Consider the following 13,228-nt stretch of genomic DNA (forward strand, 5'->3'; position numbering starts at 1 on the left):
AGCTCGCCCCCCCCCCTGATAGCTCAAGGATAGAGTCGGTATAACGCCGCCAGCGCCGCGATATTCAGCATCACGCTGAGCAAAAAATAGCGCCTGAAGGGCTGCTTTTGCGTCTTATGGCGAAAGAGCTGCTGGCCCATAATCGCCCCAGGCCATCCGCCCACCAGCCCAAAAATCAGCAACGTCAGTTCAGGGATTCTGCGCCAGGCTTTGCGGGCCGCCATTTTATCGACGCCATAAATCACCAGCGTCAGCGCGTTAACAAGTAAGAACCACATGGCCAAAACGTGAGGAAGGAATAGACAGCCCAGGGCCGCCAGGCCGAGAAGAAGATAACAAAAGCGATTGAGGTTCATTGATCCGAGGTAACGTTTATAAGCCGAAACAGGGGGGCCACTATACCTCTTCCTGCTCAGAAGCGGTAAGACGCAATATTCGACACGCGACTTTCGAGCTGTGGTTAATCGATTTTTACTGACGATACAGGCTTCCTTTACCCGAGCGCGCCCTGCTCCACAGCTCTTCGTCAGAGAGCGTGGTTTGAATAAGCTCTATCGGCACGCCGCTATCGTTAATAACCGCCACAAAATAGTCATCAACGGGCTCATACGGCCCGAGAATCACCTCCTCTCCCCGTATGGCGGCAGCCAGATCATCAACCTTAAACGCCACGTGCGGGACCGTTTTAAGCAAGATATGCAGCGGGGAATCCGGCGTAAACCGGTGCCACTGGACGCGGAACTTCCCCGGGTTATCGTGGGTATACATTCCCGCTTTTTCGCTGAATACGCCCTCCTGCCTCCCGTCCTGAAGAGGAATGCCAAAGTGATGAAATACGTAGTCAATGTCTGGCTTCATGAACAATAATCTCTTGATTTAAAAACGTAATATACAAAAAAATCCCGGTCATATAACCGCATAGCCCAGCGCGGGTGACGCTCTACCCGCGGCTGCCTAAATCGCGATCCTCCGGCTCCCCAACGAGAAGGCGAGTAAGCTCATCGCAGCGCACAATACGCCCGGACGCCAGGGTAAAGCGCGCCATCACCGCAATTTCGCTCTGCTGGCCGCTCTTTTTATCCACGTTGACATGGTGATGGGTAAACACCGTATCGCCATCGCCGGCAACGGCCAAAACCGTAAGGCTCATTTTTGCAGTCAGCGACTTAAGTAACGCCATATGCCCGACGAATCCTCGATAGTCGAGGCTCTTTCCATCCACCTGCTGCTGGTAGTCAGGAGAGAAATAGAGGGCGATCTTATCCTCCTCATGCCGCGGGTTCGTAATGATTTCCCGCAGGGCGTCGATAACGATCTGACTTTGTTTGTGCATTTTATTCCTTAATTCATCGATGCGGCGCGCGACGCCGGGCTGAATTAAGGTTAGAAGATCGCGGCCGTGGTACGATAGCCGTATCTGGACATTATATACGGTCAATCAGCCATGATGATGCGCACCGAAACCTTTGATTACCAGCGCGGCCACGTCACGGAGTGGCATGAGCATGACGAGGGTCAGATCTACTGGCTTAAAACCGGCATCATGGTCGTCGAGACCGAACAGGCGCAGTGGACGGTGACGCCGGGCTCCGTGGGATGGTTTCCCGCCGGCATTCGCCACCGGGCTCAGGTGCCGGGCCAGCTCGGCGGGACCAGCCTCTATCTGCACCTGGCGACCTGCGCGAGGCTCCCGCCAGCGCCCGGGATCTATGGTAGCGATAGCTTTATTCAGGCCCTGCTGGAGCGCCTGTGCGCCGGCCCCTGGCCGGGCTTTCCCGCGGATTACGCCTCCAGCCTGCTGTCGCTGCTGACGGCTGAAATCGCCCACGCGGCCGAACTTCCGCTGCAGCCTGCTGTTGCCGACCGATCGCCGCGCGCGCAACGTTGCCGACCAGCTGCTCGCCCACCCGGACAGCCCGCTGAGCCAGGCGCAGCTGGCCCAGCGCTGGGGTCTCAGCGTTCGCTCTCTCAGCCGCCTGTTCCGCGAACAGACCGGCCTGAGCTTTTGCCAGTGGCGACAGCAGGCTAAGGTGGTGACATCGCTCCAGTGGGTGCTGGCAGGGGATCCGATCGCCGAAGTTGCCGCGCGCAGCGGCTACGCCAACGTCAGCGCCTTTATCGAAGTATTTCGTGAACGGTTTGGCAATACGCCCGGTCAGCTTCAGCTCGGTATCGCTAAATAACCCCCTTGTTGGCGCATCGCGCCCGTTCGCCCCGGCGGGGATCGCGGACGAACAAACCGCCAGCTTGCGCTCAGCATTACGCCATTGACAGCGCGAACTGTAACGTTACACTAAACCGTTGTAGTTTATGAATCCCAGTAAAAAAGCGATGCTGAATGCGATAAAGACTCTGCCATTCACAAATTGCTGCAAAGGAGATGTATGGCAAACATTCGCGATGTCGCAAAGCACGCCGGCGTGTCGGTGAGTACCGTATCCAACGTGCTTAACGGGCGCACCGATCAGATGCGCGTTGAAACCCTGGCGCGTATTCAGCACAGCATGCAGGCGCTGAACTACCTGCCGAATCGGGTAGCCCAGCAGCTAAAAACGGGGCAGGCAAAAATGATTGGCCTGCTGGTGCCCTCGATCGTCAACCCCAGCTTTGCCTCGCTGGTCCGCGAAGTGGATCTGGCCGCGAAAAAGCGCTTTTACCGGGTGCTGATCGGCAACACCTATCGGCAGATCGAAGAAGAAGAGGCCTTTATTGCCGATATGTTTGCCCACGGCGTACGCGGGATTATCGTTGCCGCCTGCGATATTGAAAAGCCGCATTTTGCCCAGGCCGCCGCGCAGGGCATGATGATGGTCAACTACGACAGCCGCATGCCCACCTGTGCTGAATCCGGCGGCCTGACGCTCGACAGCGTCTCGATGGATAACATCGCAGCAGGACGTATGGCCGCGGAGCATCTTATTGCCTGCGGATGTCGGCGCCTGATCTTCACCACCGTCGCCGGCATGACCTCCAGCCGGGCGCACAAAATTGAAGGTTTTCTTAGCGCGGTGCGCCGCCACGGCCTTTTTTACGACGGGATGATTGTCGAAGAGAAAACGATGGCGGCCTACGGCGACACCGAAATGACCGAGCTTGGCCGCTCGCTGGCGAAAAAGATCTGCCAGCAGGCGCAGCGTCCTGACGGGGTTGTCGCCATAAACGATGCGCTGGGCATTGGGCTGATGGCCGGCCTGCACGAGGCCGGCATTAGCGTGCCGGGGGAAATTTCGATTATTGGCATCGATAATATCCCGCTCTCCGGGCTGGTTTATCCCGGGCTGTCCTCCATCATGCCGCCGCTGGCAAAGATGGCCGAAGTGATGGTCGAGCGGTTAATTGAACGAATAGAGAACCCGACGCTTGCGCCGGCAGAGTTTCTCTTCCCTCCCACGCTGGTCCGTCGGCAATCGGTACGCAAGGCGCCCGCGTCCTGAAGCTGACGCCTTCCGTTGCGAGGTACGGAGAAGCCCGCAGGGCGCTTCTCTTTTTCACACCAGCGTCGGCCCGACGGTGAGCAGAATATTGGCAAAACGTCGGGTTTCGCCAGAAGCAATGACCAACAGCGTATCCGATGATTTTGCCCGCGCGTAAAAGGCGTTGCGCTCAATATACTCAAGCGCGACCGCTTCGGTCAGAACGCGACGATATTCGCCCGCGATAGTATTATCAAACTCAGGCGGGCTGGCCATCAGCGTCGCTTTTTCAACGTTAATATAGCCAAGCACTTTTTGCAGGATCGTCACGCTGCCAATTAAGCCGGGAGAAAAGTTCAGGTACACAACCCGCGCCTGCGCTGCGCTATTGGTCAAAATAGAATAATTCGCATCGGCAATAAGAATATTGGCCTTATGCCCGCACAGCGCCAGCGCCTGGAGTAAATCAGGATGGATAATATCGGACTTAATCATTAATACGCTCTCTTAATACGGGCGACGTTAGCCGCCCGTCTTCCCGCTATGCCCGGTAAATCCCGCCGTTAATGTCAATTGTCGCCCCGGAAATAAAGCCATCGTACTCGGAGGCGAGGAAACAGATGGCTCTTGAGACATCCTCTGGCGTGCCCGCCCGTCCCAGAGGGATCTCCTGGACCGTGCGGTCGGCAGATTCCTGGGTGGTGTGCTGGTTATGGAAACGCGTTCCCAGAATCAGGCCCGGAGCGACCGCATTGACCCGAATGCCAAACGCCCCCAGCTCCGCGGCAAGCGATCGCGTCCACGTCAGCACCGCGCCTTTGGTGGTGGAGTAAACCAGCGACCCCGAATGGCCGCCGGAGCGTCCGGCGAGCGAGGCCAGATTCACGATGCTGGCGCCATCCGGGGCGGACTTCAGCCACGGTAGCGCCTGCTGGGTCACGTTGAGCATAGTGGTCATATTGACGTCAATCACGGTCTGCCAGAAGTGGGCGTCAATTTCGCCGAGCCACTTGCGGCCGATGATGCCGCCGACGTTGTTGATCACAATATCGATACCGCCCAAAAACTCCGCCGCTGCCGCCACGCAGCGGGCGGCATCCGCTTCATTAGTTAAATCAGCGTAGCCGCAGGCCGCTTTGCGCCCTTTTTGTTCGGCAATCGCCATCAGCTCTTTGGGCCCCTCTTCGCCGCTGAAATAGTGAATATAAATATCACATCCCGCCTCAATTAACTTTCTGGCGGTCTCTTTTCCAATACCTTGTTCAGCACCGGTAATAAATACTTTTTTTGCCGTTAACGATCCCATTTTCAGACTCCTGTTATTCAGACTCAACGCCGCCAGAAAATAATATTTATCGCCAGGGCCAATTTTGGAACGTGGACGCCCCTGCCCCCTGGCATAGTAAATTTCAGCTTCCGGGCAATTATTTCGGCGGCATAGCAATGGTGCCGCCGGCTTGTACTGCGATTAATACAACGCTTAGTAACCCGCGAGGGCCGGCAGCCAGGTGGTTAGCGGCGGCACCATCGCCACGATAATGATGCCAACCAGCACCACCGTCAGGTATTTCGCCATCGGTCGAATCACGTACTTCATCTCCACGCCGCAAATCGCGCAGGTGGTATATAAGCCCAGGCCGATGGGCGGTGAAAATAGCCCGAAGCCCATTGCCATAATCATGATGATGCCGAAATGCAGCGGATTAAATCCAAGCTGAACGGCAATCGGAACCAGAATCGGGGCAAAGATAATCAGGGCCGGCGCGCCTTCCAGCACCGCGCCGAAAATAATTAGAATAAGGATGGTGAGCAGCAGGAATAGCCATGCCCCCTGCTCTACGCCAATACTGACCAGCAGCCCGGCGATTTGCTGCGGGATCATCTGTATCGTCAACGCATAGGAGAGGCTGGTGGCGCAGGCGACGATAAACAGCAGCACTCCGGACATCGCGGCGATATCAATAAACATCTTCACCGTGGCTTTGAACGTCAGCTCGCGAAAGGCCAGCCGCCCGACTACGATGGCGTAGATCACCGCAAAGGCGGAGATCTCGGTCGAGGTGGCGATCCCCATCATCACCCCGCGGCCGATCATAAAGATCATCACCAGCCCGACGGCGGCGCCAAGATAGAGCTGGGCGCGCGGACGCAGCACGGGATAGGCCTCGCTGACGTTAATTTTGCCGCCAAAGCGGTTGGCGGCAATCAGCAGCAGCACCAGCAGACAGGCCGCCGGCACCAGGCCGGCAATAAACAGCGCCCCGATCGAGATATTGGCCACAAATCCCATCACGATCAGGTTTACGCACGGTGGGATGGTTTCGGCCATCACCGCCGAGGCGGCGAAAACGCCGGCCGCCTCCTCGCCATCCTGCTTCGCCCGCCGTACCGCCGGCATCAGCACGCCGCCAACCGCGGCGACGTCCGCCAGCTTGGAGCCTGAAATGCCCGAGAAGAAGGCCATCGACAGGACGGTGGTCATGTTTAAACCGCCGCGAAAGCGCCCCATTCCCCGCACGATAAGCTCAACGAGGCGCGTGGACATGCCGTTGATCTCCATCGCCGCGCCAGCGAGCAAAAAGAAGGGGATCGCCAGCAGGACAAAGTGATCGACCCCGGCCGCCACCTGCTGGGAGAAGAAGACAAACGGCAGCGACGGATCGCAGATAAAGAACACCATCGCCGACATGCCAAGGGTAAACGCAATCGGCACGCCGGCGAGAATTCCGAGGACGAAGCAGATCAGCATCAGCCCGGCCGCCGCGCTGGCCGGATCGGCCATCAGCGACAGCTTTACGTAGCCCAGCGCGGCGAGCGCGAGGATCCCGGCGCCGCTGAGCAGCACAACCCTGGCACGCTCACGTAGGGCAAGCTCCAGGGCGGCGACCATCATCACCAGCGAGCCAATCAGCACCGGAATAACGTAGATGATCTGCGGCAAACCGGTTTCGGTAGTCTGCACCCGCGCGGCCTGCACCAGGTCATAGCTGGAGACCACCAGCCCGACGGAAACCAGAAACAGGATCCAGCGGCTAGCGTGCACCACATACGGCCGGACGTGCTGTGGCAGAAAGCGTAGGAACAGATCGACGCCAATATGCCCCCCTTTTGCCGTCGACGTTGCGACGCCAAAAAAGACCAGCGCAATCATCAGCGCGCGCGCCACCTCTTCCGCCCAGTGAATGGGAGAGTGCAGCGCGTAGCGCCAGATAACCGAGGCGAATACCACCAGCACGTTGATAAACAGCACCAGCGCTCCGGCCCAGGCGGTCAGGGTCGTCAAAAATCGACTTAGCCTGCCGAGTAGCGCCAGCGCGACGCACCCATCCTTTGCTTTAATAGAGATATCAGCCATCTTGAACTCTCTGTGTAAGGTCATGGATATCAGCGCCGGTTCACCGCGAAGGGCGGCAGGCCGGCGCTCCCTCGCTACTGCTGGCCGTCCGGCGCCGCGGCGGTAATCTCATCAACGATAGGTTTCATATCCGGATACTGGTCAAGGAACGCCTGCCAAACCGGCTGCACCTGCTGGTAGAAATAGCGGCGATCGGTTTCGCGGAAGACGACCCCCTTCGCCTCGAGGTTCTTAATCGCCTCCTGCTCTTTTTTAGCGGCCTGCTGGCGTTCATAATCGGTTGCCTCTTTTGCCGCGGCCAGCACCTCGCCGCGCAGCTCCGCCGGGATCTGCTCGAAGCTTTTCTTATTCATGGCGATCATCAGCGGGTTGTAGCTATGGCGGGTCAGGGTGCCATTTTTGACAATTTCATAATATTTACTCGAGTAGATCGTCGGGGCGTCATGCTCTACGCCGTCGATCACCCCCATCTGCAGGCTCGAATAGACCTCCCCGCCCGGCATGGGAATCGCCACCGCCCCCATATGGTTCAGAGTGGCGATGAAGTTAGGTACCGGCAAAACGCGAATTTTCAAATTCTTTAAATCTTCCGGTTTTTCAATAGCCTTCTTGGTATAAATATTGCGCGAGCCGAGGTTATAGCCGTAGCCCAGCACGATCACGTTGGCCTTCTCCATCATTAAAGCCGACAGCTTTTCACCCGCCTTACCGTCGAGGGTTTTGCCGACCTGATCGTAATCTTTAAACAGGTAGCCGAGATCCAGCACGCCAATTTCCGGCACCAGCGTGGCCCAGATCGATGTCCCGGAGATCATCATATTAATTGCGCCAATACGCACCTGCTGGGTGGCGTCGGCCTCTTTCCCCAGCATGCCATTGGCGAAATAGTTGAGCTTGATCTGCCCCTTCAGCTTCGGGTTGTTGTTGAGGTTTTCCTGAAAACGGCTGTACCAAATGTAGTGGGCGGAGGAGTCGTCCCCCGGCAGAGAGGAGTAAACGCGGAAATTCAGCGCCGCGTGGGCCACCGCGTTCACCGCGCTCCCCGCCAGCAGGGCCGTGCTTAAACAGGCGCACGCTAAAATACGTCTGGCCGAACAAAACTGTTTCATTTTCATCATCATGATCCTTTCACGTACCGTTGAGGTGTCTGTAGCACCTTTGGGCCTCGCTAAATCGCCAGGGACTTCACTCATAATCGGATGGTCAACGTTTTCTGTAACGTTTTAGTGTAACGTTACAGAACGTATCCGCCTCCCCGAATAAAAGCAAGTTGCTTCCCGGGTCCATGGCCTGCGATGTGTTAATTTTGTGGCTGATATCGCGAAATGAACGCGAGGGATTACACCATCACAACGAGGCATCGCTGTTTAGTCACTGTTTAGCCGCCACAGCCATGCGGCTTTGGCGTCTACACTTAACGGCTAAGGAGTGCAAGGCCAGCGCGGACCGCTCGGGTAATCCGTATCAACCCTCGCACAGCGATCGCCGGTAAACGTGAAGGCTATCGCAAACGCGACTTTTCATTCTCCGCTACGCTGGGGCACTTCGTTCACCCGTTAAACGTTCTGAGACAGGAAATGACCATGCAACTTACTGATTTAGCCTTGTTCCGCCAGCAGGCATTTATCGACGGCCAGTGGCGCGATGCCCTCAGCGGCGAGGTGATTACGGTCACCAACCCGGCCAACGGCCAGCGGCTGGGTTCAGTGCCGAAAATGGGCGCCGATGAGACCCACGAGGCCATTGATGCCGCCAACCGGGCGCTCCCGGCCTGGCGGGCGCTTACGGCTAAAGAGCGGGCCACGATCCTGCGCCGCTGGTTCGATCTGATGGTGGCGAACCAGGACGACCTCGCGCGCCTGATGACGCTGGAGCAGGGGAAACCGCTGGCGGAAGCCAGGGGCGAAATCAGCTACGCCGCCTCGTTTATCGAATGGTTTGCCGAAGAGGGTAAGCGAGTCTACGGCGATACCATTCCCGGCCATCAGGCGGATAAGCGCCTGATCGTTATCAAACAGCCGATTGGCGTCACCGCGGCCATCACGCCGTGGAACTTCCCTGCCGCCATGATCACCCGTAAGGCCGGCCCGGCGCTGGCCGCAGGCTGTACCATGGTGCTCAAACCTGCCAGCCAGACCCCCTTCTCCGCCCTGGCGCTGGCCGAGCTGGCCCGCCGCGCCGGCATTCCTGACGGCGTCTTCAGCGTGGTGACCGGTTCCGCCGGAGAGGTCGGCAGCGCGCTGACCGGCAACCCGCTGGTGCGCAAGCTGTCGTTTACCGGTTCGACGGAAATTGGCCGTCAGCTGATGGCGCAGTGTGCCCAGGATATTAAGAAAGTCTCCCTCGAGCTCGGCGGCAACGCGCCGTTTATCGTATTTGACGATGCCGATCTCGATAAAGCGGTTGAGGGCGCGCTGGCCTCCAAGTTCCGCAACGCCGGGCAGACCTGCGTTTGCGCCAATCGCCTGTACGTGCAGGAGGGCGTTTACGAACGCTTTGCCGCGAAGCTACAGCAGGCGGTGGAAAAGCTGCAGCTCGGCGATGGCCTGCAAAGCGGCGTCACCACCGGGCCGCTGATTGATGACAAGGCGGTCGCTAAAGTGCAGGAGCATATTGCCGACGCCGTCGCCAAAGGCGCGCGGATCGCGACCGGCGGCAAGGTGCACGAGCTTGGCGGTAACTTCTTCCAGCCGACGATCCTGCTGGACGTTCCCGATAGCGCGAAGGTTGCCAAAGAGGAGACCTTTGGCCCGCTGGCCCCGCTGTTCCGCTTTAAAGACGAGGCGGACGTTATCCGTCAGGCCAACGATACCGAATTCGGCCTGGCGGCCTATTTCTACGCCCGCGATATGAGCCGCGTCTTCCGCGTCGGCGAGGCGCTGGAGTACGGGATCGTCGGGATCAATACCGGCCTTATCTCCAATGAAGTCGCGCCTTTTGGCGGCGTTAAGGCCTCCGGGCTCGGCCGCGAAGGCTCGAAGTATGGCATAGATGATTACTTAGAAATCAAATATATGTGCATTAGCCTGTAGGGTCGTACCGGCGGCGATGCCGGTTGCCATGCCGGAAGATAAGCGGCGCCAGCATCTGCTGACGCCAATTCCGCTGATTCAGCGGGCGATGGAGGGAAAACTGCAGCAAACAGGGGAACAGAGTAAGCCTGCGGAATTTAGCATTAGGCTGTGTCCCTTAATTACATAACCTCTTGTAAAACAATCGGATGCAACCCAGTTTCACCATCGCCAGATAATTCCTCGCCGTTTTGTCGTAACGTGTGGCAATGCGGCGGTATTCTTTCAGGCGACCAAAGCACCTCTCAACAACATTGCGATTGCGGTAGGCTTCACGATCGAGTGGTGAACGACCATCTGTGGCCATTTTTTCATTGGATTTACGCGGGATGACAACTTTTATCCCTCTTCTTTTCAGTTCGTTACGTAACGCATGTCCGGAGTAGGCTTTATCAGCCAGTACTGCATGACCACGGCGCTTGATACTTCCGTTCTGGCGCTGAACACCGATACCGTCCAGAAGACGTTGTGCAAACTGGCTTTCGTGAGCCTGACCGGGACTCAGTACGATGTTTAACGGCAGACCACTTCCGTCTGTCGCCAGATGAATTTTGGTGCCAAAACCACCGCGAGAGCGACCCAGCCCATTATCTCCGGTGATATCGGGTTGTTTTTTTGCGCACCGGCAGCACATTTCAGCGCCCGGATATTGCTGCCATCCAGTGCAGTGGCCGACCAGTCCACGAGGCCATGTGCATCCAGAGCTGAAAGTAACTTGTTGAAAATAATGTTAATCACACCCGATTTTGACCATCGGTTAAAGCGGTTATAAACGGTCTTCCATGGGCCGTACCGTTCAGGTAAATCACGCCATGGTGCACCTGAACACAGCACCCAGAACATGCCGTTGATGATCATACGATGCTCCGCCCACGGACGCCCGGCCTGTGGAGAGGCAGACGCTGCTGGCAGAAAGGGTTGGATGATAGTCCATGCTTCATCGGGAATGTCGTAGCGAGCCATAGTTTAATATGTTGTGGAAACAGACAGTTACTATAGCTCAGGTGATTACGGGACACAGCCTAGTAAAAGATTTTCCAGGCAAAAAAAATCCATGCCGTAGGGCATGGACATTTTCGCTCGGTGTGGACTACGGACGAGGCGTCAGGCTCTCAGCCTGACGGGCTCGCTAAAATCATCAGCCGGTTCAAGCTTCAGGCTGAACGTCGCCAGCAGCGCGTTGGCCCTGGTGTGGAAATCACGTAGCGTTTTTTCAAGCCGCTCGCTAACTTCAGGATCGTCGATAGCCACCGGCCGCCACACCCCTTCTTTATCGAACAAACCAAACTGATAGCTGTACGTGAAGCGCGACGCCTGCGCTTCCATCTCCATCCACCATCCCCAAAACTCTCGTTTTTCCGGCGCCGGTTTAACGTTGACGCAAACTGCCAGGCAATCGAAAAAGAAGCGGTTATCTTCACACTGCTCTTCGCGGATATAGGGGCCAAGAGCCGTGAATTTCTTAATCAGCTTACTCTTCAGGTGTCCACTCGGTAACGTCATTGCGATCTCCTTTAGTGATGCAACTGTTTTACCAAATCAATAAAATTTAGCAATATGTTAACTAAATCTATGATTGATCCATCGGCTAATCTGTCGCAATGCGTGATCAAAGCTGCGGTAAATCGGCTTCGATGGGATCTCGAGCAGCTTGCCATCGGCAGATGACGAGGCAATTAAACGCGACTCCTCTTCCGGGCTGAAAGGATCGTTTTTCCAGTAGCCTGAGAACATCGGCGTCGGGCAGCGGCGTCCCAGCAGTCCCTGCGTTTTTAATGAATAACGGTTCAGCTCAATGCGCAGCGCTTCGTCAGAGGCATCGTGCATCCCCAGGCGCGACGCCAGCACGTCAAGATACATTTCAGGGACTCGTCCCTGATGCAACGGGTCAACCAGCAGGTTATGCACCACCGGCCCCAGACAGGCAATGGCCTTCAGGCGCTGCGACTCAAGGTAGCCGAGCCGGACGGCAATATTGGCGCCAAAGCGGAAGCCGAACGCCGCAACCCGGGTATGGTCGACCCACGGAACGTTTTGCAGATGCCGCAGCGCGTGCTGGTGCAGCAGGCTGGTGTCCTGGGTCAGCTTCCATTTCGATGAAAAGCCGATGGAAGGCAGATCGAGGGTCAGCATCGCTATTCCCAGCGGGGCAAAATAGTCTTCATACAGGCTGTAGTAATCGGTCTGCAGCGAGTCCAGGCCGCCGCACATCATGACCACCGGGAACGGGCCTTCGCCTTTTGGCAGATGTAAAAAACCGCTTACCGGCAGACCGCCGGGGACCGGGAATTCGATCTCGCGCAGCTCGCCGGGCAGGCGCTGCGCGGCCTCTTCATAGGCCCGGTTGGCCAGCGCCTGCGCCTGATCGGCAAGCTCATCGCCTTTAATATGCGGATAGGCGGCAATACTGTAGAGGTTGGACGCGTGCAGCCAGCGACGGCCGCTGAGCTCAAGGTCCATTTCCTGGCCCGCCATTTGCTGCCAAATCATAGCCTGTTTAGACCATTCGAAAATCCAGTTGCCGCCGCGATAGCCCACGACGGTGTCGTACAGCTCCGGGTTGGTGCGCTCCGCATCGCTCATGACGATGCGCGCCTGCACGTCAAGGATCTCCTGCGGCGTCACGCCGCGGCGGATCCACATCAGCCGATTAATCAGGCGATACCAGCGATCGACGTTGCTGCCATCAAGCGCGGAGTGGATCGGCTGCTGCGAGCCGGAGGCAAACCGACGCACCAGCGTAGAGGTTTCTGGATGTTTGAATCGAGGTTTAAACAGCGTTTCGCTGAGGTTAGCCTGTGACATGTGCAGTCTCCATCGTGTCGCCACCGCGGCTATTGTAACCTGCTAACAGGCAAAAAAAACCACGCCCGGCAAAACCGGGCGTGGTAAATAGCACTTGCCTTGAAAATTAACGGCCTGAGATAGGCGGTACGAAGACCACGCCCATATCCCACGGCTGTTCAATCCAGGTTTCCTGAGGAATATCAACTACGTAATCGTCAACCAGCGGACGACCGGCCGGCTTGGCGAAAATAGTAACGAAGTGTGCTTTTGGGTACATTTCGCGGATGGCGACCGCGGTGCCGCCGGTATCAACCAGGTCATCAATCACGATGAATCCCTCACCATCACCTTCAGCACGCTTAAGGACGGTCAGCTCACGCTGGTTATCGTGGTCATAGCTGGAGATACAAACGGTATCAACATGACGAATACCCAGCTCACGCGCCAGCAGCGCGCCCGGCACCAGACCACCGCGGCTAACGGCAATAATGCCTTTCCATTGTTCAGAAGGCATCAGGCGACTTGCCAGCTTGCGGGCGTGAATCTGCAACATGTCCCAGGTGACGACGTATTTTTCGCTCATGTGAAGTGTCCCAGCCTGT

The 13,228-nt window shown here is 57.2% G+C and carries 15 protein-coding genes; 4 read left to right on the forward strand and 11 right to left on the reverse strand.

The genetic code is table 11. The features are described from left to right. Nucleotides 1–23 precede the first annotated feature (23 nt). The 3 genes from ABOC21_RS19640 to ABOC21_RS19650 all read right to left on the reverse strand — a co-directional run bounded on the left by ABOC21_RS19640 (nucleotide 24) and on the right by ABOC21_RS19650 (nucleotide 1,333). A complete protein-coding gene (locus tag ABOC21_RS19640; RefSeq protein ID WP_426812969.1) occupies nucleotides 24–356 on the reverse strand; it encodes a DUF1294 domain-containing protein in 333 nt (110 codons plus the stop codon). A 115-nt stretch (nucleotides 357–471) separates the two neighbouring features. After that, nucleotides 472–858 (reverse strand): VOC family protein, encoded by a 387-nt coding sequence (locus ABOC21_RS19645; RefSeq protein WP_426812970.1) that lies wholly within the window; start codon nucleotides 856–858, stop codon nucleotides 472–474. A gap of 82 nt (nucleotides 859–940) precedes the next feature. Beyond that, nucleotides 941–1,333: a nuclear transport factor 2 family protein gene (locus ABOC21_RS19650; protein ID WP_426812971.1), complete on the reverse strand. Its 393-nt coding sequence runs from the start codon at nucleotides 1,331–1,333 to the stop codon at nucleotides 941–943. Nucleotides 1,334–1,444: 111 nt separating this feature from the next. Between ABOC21_RS19650 and ABOC21_RS19655 the strand changes: the two genes are divergently transcribed. From ABOC21_RS19655 to ABOC21_RS19665, 3 genes are all read left to right on the forward strand, one after another. Next, the gene (locus ABOC21_RS19655) at nucleotides 1,445–2,029 is read left to right on the forward strand and encodes an AraC family ligand binding domain-containing protein (protein WP_426812972.1); all 585 of its coding nucleotides are present in this window, start codon (nucleotides 1,445–1,447) and stop codon (nucleotides 2,027–2,029) included. Then, nucleotides 1,935–2,183 (forward strand): helix-turn-helix transcriptional regulator, encoded by a 249-nt coding sequence (locus tag ABOC21_RS19660; protein WP_426815541.1) that lies wholly within the window; start codon nucleotides 1,935–1,937, stop codon nucleotides 2,181–2,183. The genes ABOC21_RS19655 and ABOC21_RS19660 overlap by 95 nt, the downstream gene beginning before the upstream one ends. A 201-nt stretch (nucleotides 2,184–2,384) precedes the next feature. Next, nucleotides 2,385–3,434: a LacI family DNA-binding transcriptional regulator gene (locus ABOC21_RS19665; protein ID WP_426812973.1), complete on the forward strand. Its 1,050-nt coding sequence runs from the start codon at nucleotides 2,385–2,387 to the stop codon at nucleotides 3,432–3,434. Nucleotides 3,435–3,488: 54 nt separating this feature from the next. On the opposite strand, the gene ABOC21_RS19670 is transcribed toward ABOC21_RS19665, so the two are convergent. The 4 genes from ABOC21_RS19670 to ABOC21_RS19685 all read right to left on the reverse strand — a co-directional run bounded on the left by ABOC21_RS19670 (nucleotide 3,489) and on the right by ABOC21_RS19685 (nucleotide 7,889). Continuing rightward, nucleotides 3,489–3,908: an RbsD/FucU family protein gene (locus tag ABOC21_RS19670; protein ID WP_426812974.1), complete on the reverse strand. Its 420-nt coding sequence runs from the start codon at nucleotides 3,906–3,908 to the stop codon at nucleotides 3,489–3,491. A gap of 46 nt (nucleotides 3,909–3,954) precedes the next feature. Next, on the reverse strand, nucleotides 3,955–4,719 hold the full coding sequence (locus ABOC21_RS19675) for an SDR family NAD(P)-dependent oxidoreductase (RefSeq protein ID WP_426812975.1): 765 nt from the start codon (nucleotides 4,717–4,719) through the stop codon (nucleotides 3,955–3,957). A 174-nt stretch (nucleotides 4,720–4,893) separates the two neighbouring features. Then, nucleotides 4,894–6,768: a TRAP transporter large permease subunit gene (locus ABOC21_RS19680; RefSeq protein ID WP_426812976.1), complete on the reverse strand. Its 1,875-nt coding sequence runs from the start codon at nucleotides 6,766–6,768 to the stop codon at nucleotides 4,894–4,896. A 74-nt stretch (nucleotides 6,769–6,842) separates the two neighbouring features. Beyond that, on the reverse strand, nucleotides 6,843–7,889 hold the full coding sequence (locus ABOC21_RS19685) for a TRAP transporter substrate-binding protein (RefSeq protein ID WP_426812977.1): 1,047 nt from the start codon (nucleotides 7,887–7,889) through the stop codon (nucleotides 6,843–6,845). A 462-nt stretch (nucleotides 7,890–8,351) separates the two neighbouring features. Here ABOC21_RS19685 and gabD point away from each other — a divergent pair, with 462 nt between their 5' ends. Continuing rightward, nucleotides 8,352–9,800: an NADP-dependent succinate-semialdehyde dehydrogenase gene (gene gabD, locus ABOC21_RS19690; protein WP_426812978.1), complete on the forward strand. Its 1,449-nt coding sequence runs from the start codon at nucleotides 8,352–8,354 to the stop codon at nucleotides 9,798–9,800. A gap of 157 nt (nucleotides 9,801–9,957) precedes the next feature. Here the strand turns inward: gabD and ABOC21_RS19695 are convergent. From ABOC21_RS19695 to gpt, 4 genes are all read right to left on the reverse strand, one after another. Next, nucleotides 9,958–10,802, reverse strand: a protein-coding gene (locus ABOC21_RS19695) for an IS5 family transposase (protein ID WP_426812222.1) whose coding sequence is annotated in 2 segments (ribosomal slippage) — nucleotides 9,958–10,457 and nucleotides 10,457–10,802 — 846 coding nt in all. Because the reading frame shifts where the segments join, the coding sequence is not laid out codon by codon here. A 141-nt stretch (nucleotides 10,803–10,943) separates the two neighbouring features. After that, nucleotides 10,944–11,342 carry a sigma factor-binding protein Crl gene (gene crl / locus ABOC21_RS19700; RefSeq protein WP_426812979.1) on the reverse strand — a complete coding sequence of 133 codons (399 nt, stop codon included), beginning with the start codon at nucleotides 11,340–11,342 and terminating at the stop codon, nucleotides 10,944–10,946. Between the two features lie 57 nt (nucleotides 11,343–11,399). Further along, on the reverse strand, nucleotides 11,400–12,644 hold the full coding sequence (gene frsA, locus ABOC21_RS19705) for an esterase FrsA (RefSeq protein WP_426812980.1): 1,245 nt from the start codon (nucleotides 12,642–12,644) through the stop codon (nucleotides 11,400–11,402). A 106-nt stretch (nucleotides 12,645–12,750) separates the two neighbouring features. Then, on the reverse strand, nucleotides 12,751–13,209 hold the full coding sequence (gpt, locus tag ABOC21_RS19710) for a xanthine phosphoribosyltransferase (protein ID WP_041144180.1): 459 nt from the start codon (nucleotides 13,207–13,209) through the stop codon (nucleotides 12,751–12,753). Nucleotides 13,210–13,228 lie beyond the last annotated feature (19 nt).

Origin of the sequence: Klebsiella sp. WOUb02 (assembly GCF_050058015.1) — a bacterium.
In the GTDB taxonomy this organism is placed as follows: Bacteria; Pseudomonadota; Gammaproteobacteria; order Enterobacterales; family Enterobacteriaceae; genus Klebsiella.

What these genes read in the sequence shown, in the direction of transcription:
- ABOC21_RS19640 (WP_426812969.1), bottom strand. Translation starts at nt 356, where the DNA reads ATGAACCTCAATCGCTTTTGTTATCTTCTTCTCGGCCTGGCGGCCCTG.
- ABOC21_RS19645 (WP_426812970.1), bottom strand. Translation starts at nt 858, where the DNA reads ATGAAGCCAGACATTGACTACGTATTTCATCACTTTGGCATTCCTCTT.
- ABOC21_RS19650 (WP_426812971.1), bottom strand. Translation starts at nt 1,333, where the DNA reads ATGCACAAACAAAGTCAGATCGTTATCGACGCCCTGCGGGAAATCATT.
- ABOC21_RS19655 (WP_426812972.1), top strand. Translation starts at nt 1,445, where the DNA reads ATGATGATGCGCACCGAAACCTTTGATTACCAGCGCGGCCACGTCACG.
- ABOC21_RS19665 (WP_426812973.1), top strand. Translation starts at nt 2,385, where the DNA reads ATGGCAAACATTCGCGATGTCGCAAAGCACGCCGGCGTGTCGGTGAGT.
- ABOC21_RS19670 (WP_426812974.1), bottom strand. Translation starts at nt 3,908, where the DNA reads ATGATTAAGTCCGATATTATCCATCCTGATTTACTCCAGGCGCTGGCG.
- ABOC21_RS19675 (WP_426812975.1), bottom strand. Translation starts at nt 4,719, where the DNA reads ATGGGATCGTTAACGGCAAAAAAAGTATTTATTACCGGTGCTGAACAA.
- ABOC21_RS19680 (WP_426812976.1), bottom strand. Translation starts at nt 6,768, where the DNA reads ATGGCTGATATCTCTATTAAAGCAAAGGATGGGTGCGTCGCGCTGGCG.
- ABOC21_RS19685 (WP_426812977.1), bottom strand. Translation starts at nt 7,889, where the DNA reads ATGATGATGAAAATGAAACAGTTTTGTTCGGCCAGACGTATTTTAGCG.
- gabD (WP_426812978.1), top strand. Translation starts at nt 8,352, where the DNA reads ATGCAACTTACTGATTTAGCCTTGTTCCGCCAGCAGGCATTTATCGAC.
- crl (WP_426812979.1), bottom strand. Translation starts at nt 11,342, where the DNA reads ATGACGTTACCGAGTGGACACCTGAAGAGTAAGCTGATTAAGAAATTC.
- frsA (WP_426812980.1), bottom strand. Translation starts at nt 12,644, where the DNA reads ATGTCACAGGCTAACCTCAGCGAAACGCTGTTTAAACCTCGATTCAAA.
- gpt (WP_041144180.1), bottom strand. Translation starts at nt 13,209, where the DNA reads ATGAGCGAAAAATACGTCGTCACCTGGGACATGTTGCAGATTCACGCC.